Origin of the sequence: Microbacterium sp. PF5 (assembly GCF_004794315.1) — a bacterium.
Classification (GTDB): Bacteria; Actinomycetota; Actinomycetes; order Actinomycetales; family Microbacteriaceae; genus Microbacterium; species Microbacterium sufflavum.
Genome location: NZ_SSDQ01000115.1, coordinates 1 through 3,364, shown reverse-complemented (window position 1 = coordinate 3,364; position 3,364 = coordinate 1). Strand labels below are relative to the sequence as shown.

Here is a 3,364-nt window from a genome sequence, read left to right as displayed (position 1 = left end):
TTACAATCAGCCCAGAAACCCTCGCCTAGCTTCTACATGGCGGGGGTTTTGCTTTGCCCCGGTGAGGGGCGCTTTCTGGGCCGCGCTCCTGGCCTGTTCCGATCAGTCTCAGAGCCTCCGCAGCCCCCTGTCGTTGAGCGAGCGAAGCGACGAAACGCGCCTCCCGTGGTGCTTGTGCCGGTCTTGTGCCGGTATCAGCCCTCGTCGCCTTGCCACTGACAATGCCGCCCGATGCGGCGACTTTGCCGGGCCTTATCACTCAGGCGCTCGGAGACTCCTTGGCCGCCGCCGAGGGTCCCAGCGGATGGACGATGGGGTCGCTCGTGAGATACGAGTGGGGCGGATCTCTCCAGATCGCGCAGGTCCTTGCGATCCTTCTCCCGTACTACGGCGACTTCCCCCACGACACTGATGCCATGGTCAGCGGCATCCCCGCCCTACGACTGGATGACCACACAGAACACGACGTGAAACTCACGTGGTTCGGCCCCTCAGAGGTGCAGGTGCACCTGACGCGTCGCGCGCCGACTCCTTGGCTGATGCTCTAGACACCGATCTGTGAGAACTTTCTTTGCTCGTTCAAGGCCGGCCTAGCGGCCGGAAATGGCGAGAGCGACGGCCTGCGGTGCGTCCGGTCCTCGCTTCGCTGCGGTCCGGGCGCTCCTCATCCATCGCTCTCGCCATTTCGGATCGCGCCCCCTTCTTGTCGCTACACTCGCGATCATGGACACCCCGCTCAGCGCATCTTCGACCACCGCCGGGGCACTCTTCTCAGGTGGTCGCTTCAACGTCCCTGAGTTCCAGCGAGAGTATGCGTGGGAGTCGGACGAGATCGATGAGTTTTTCCGTGATCTGGCCGGCAGCGTCAGCGAGGAGAGCTACTTCCTAGGGCTCATCATCGTGACAGGAGAGAAGCCCATTCTGGATGTGGTGGACGGTCAACAACGCATCCTCACGCTGACGCTGCTCACAGCCGCCCTCTACCACGAAGCTCTCAAGTATGAGCGACGCGCCCTCGCCGATCGTCTTCAGTCGACCTTCCTCCGTTCGATCAATTTTGAGACCGACGAGGAGAACGCTCGCGTAACACTATCCTCGGATGGCGACGACGCCGCGCTTCAGCACATCTTGGCCAGCCCCGCGGATCGAGCATCCGAAATCGCGTCCGGCGACACGTTGCCAAGCTACCTTTTCGACGCTTACAGCCGCCTCACGGACAAGCTCCGCGATGACCTACAAGACGATCCGTTTCGACGCCTCGGTGCATGGGCTGAGTTCCTGACGGAGAAGCTCTACTTCGCCGTCTTCATCCATCCGTCACCTGCCTCGGCATACCGCGTATTCGAGGTGATTAATACCCGCGGACGCGAGCTTACAACTGCGGACCTGCTGAAGAGTTATGTGCTGAGCCAAACTCCGCCTGCTCAGCGCCAGGACCGCTACGAAGCATGGCAGTCAATTTCATCAGAATTTCGCGAAGAAGGACAAGCGACGCTGGTGCAATTCATTCGTCATGCGGTCACGGTCGAACGGGGCCATATCGCCCCCAGAGATCTGTATGACATCCTCACGGGCAAGCGTCGGCAGGAGAAGAGCATGCCTCCCGCGGAGCTAATGCTGCATCTGGAGCATCACCTCCCCCTTTATAAGCAGATCGCTGATCCCACCGCGGTAGGACCAGCAGACGACGAGCAACTCGCAGTCTTCTCCATGCTCAACGCCTTAAACATCATCTCCGTGCGCCCAATACTGCTCGCCATGGCAGACACATCTGACGCCACCCTCGGCATGAAGCGGCTTCTTCAGCTCGTCATGCAAAGAATCGTGACGGGAACACTAGGCACGGGTAACGTCGAGCGTCGGTTCGGAATCACGGCCCAGCGGATCGCCGCAGAGAACGAATGGCAAGCTGCTCTCGGTGCCCTCGAAGACCTGCGCCCTGATCCTGCTGAATTTCAGGCCAGGGTTGCAGAAAGGTCCCTCAACCGCGGAGTACTTGGAGCGATACGTTCCTCAGTCCTCCAGGGAACCATCACGCCTGAGCTCGAAGGCAACGTGTACTTCATCCGCCCTCGAAACTCAGATTGGCCCCAAGATGAGGAAGACCGCGCCTCGTACTGGGCAACCACCATCGGAAACACCTTCATCTCGACTGAGACAAGGCGACCCATGGGAAGTTCGACATGGCTCGGGTTCAAACGCGAGCTGCTTCCCACTGCAGTAGATGGCGAACGAGCTGAACAGATAGGGAGCGAACCTGAATGGGGCATCGAGCAGATAATCGAGTCTGGCCGCATCCTCGCCTCCGACGCGCGCGAACTTTGGTACGACGCGTAGCATCAGACCGAATCGCTGAGGATGGCAGCGTACGGGATCAGCACGTTACCCTGCTTCTGGACCTACTGGACCGGAATACGACCCTTGATTCTCGTGAGGCGCTCTTCAACGCACTCGATCCACGGGGGAGGATCCCAACTTTCGCTCCGGCCACGGATGACTTTGCTCTTGGCTTTGACACCAATGCGGCTTTTCGCCTTGGCCTGGGCGGAAGTCGAGGAACCAATGCAGTCGACTATCTCGATGTCCGCCATTCTGGTCCCCTCATCATGCCGGGACAAGTATTGCAGGAGATTTGGAATAACTCACTCGAAGCACTGGATCCTCAAGCGAAGCGAATTTCGAAGGCCATGGACAATTTGAAGGAACAAGTGTCTGGGATTGGACAATCCCTCGGGGATTCGGGGGAGGCTGTGGAAGTCGCTGTAGCCGAACTTGTCTCGACTCACGGCGACTGGATCGACCCTCAAGTTCGATCGATCTTTGAGCGGACGATGAAGGTCTTCCTGGCACGGGCGTCGGTGGCGCAGGTTCCTCGCGCCCTGTTCCACCCCGTAGCCACATCGCGCCACAATACTAAGACACCCCCCGGGTTCCGCGATCCCGCAGGCAACAACGGTGACTTCTTTGTCTGGGCGGACTTTCTTCTCGGCGCCCTCCGCAGCCTGACGAGCACCACCGAGGCGGTCGTCTTTGTGACCAACGATTCCAAAAAGGACTGGAGTCGTAACGGTACTTCTCACCCCGTGCTTATGGCCGAAGCCGCGGCAGTCCTACGCCGCCCCTTCCATATGTTGAGCATCGAGCAGTTTCAGACTTTTGCGTCTACGCGCGCTTGAGTCTGTGCCGGTCCTGTGCCGGTAGCTCCGCTGAAACCACGCCAAACCAGCCGTGACCAACCGCGGCGACTTCCGCGCAATCACGAGGCAGACAGGGACCAACGAGCACCCGCTACCCCGCCGCATCCAACTGAAAATCGAAAGGTCACCGGATCGATGCCGGTCGGAGCCACAAGGCTGATCATTAC

The 3,364-nt window shown here is 59.7% G+C and carries 2 protein-coding genes; both read left to right on the top strand.

The genetic code is table 11. From position 1 onward, the window contains the following. Positions 1-723 precede the first annotated feature (723 nt). A complete protein-coding gene (locus DW297_RS10165) occupies positions 724-2,337 on the top strand; it encodes a DUF262 domain-containing protein (RefSeq protein WP_168442839.1) in 1,614 nt (537 codons plus the stop codon). Positions 2,338-2,606: 269 nt separating this feature from the next. Beyond that, positions 2,607-3,176, top strand: coding sequence for a PIN-like domain-containing protein (locus tag DW297_RS10160; protein WP_136031958.1), 570 nt, complete (start codon positions 2,607-2,609; stop codon positions 3,174-3,176). The last annotated feature ends 188 nt before the right edge of the window (positions 3,177-3,364 follow it).

Excerpts from the sequence above, each read along its gene's own strand:
- DW297_RS10165 (WP_168442839.1), top strand. The coding sequence starts at position 724 with ATGGACACCCCGCTCAGCGCATCTTCGACCACCGCCGGGGCACTCTTC.
- DW297_RS10160 (WP_136031958.1), top strand. The coding sequence starts at position 2,607 with ATGCCGGGACAAGTATTGCAGGAGATTTGGAATAACTCACTCGAAGCA.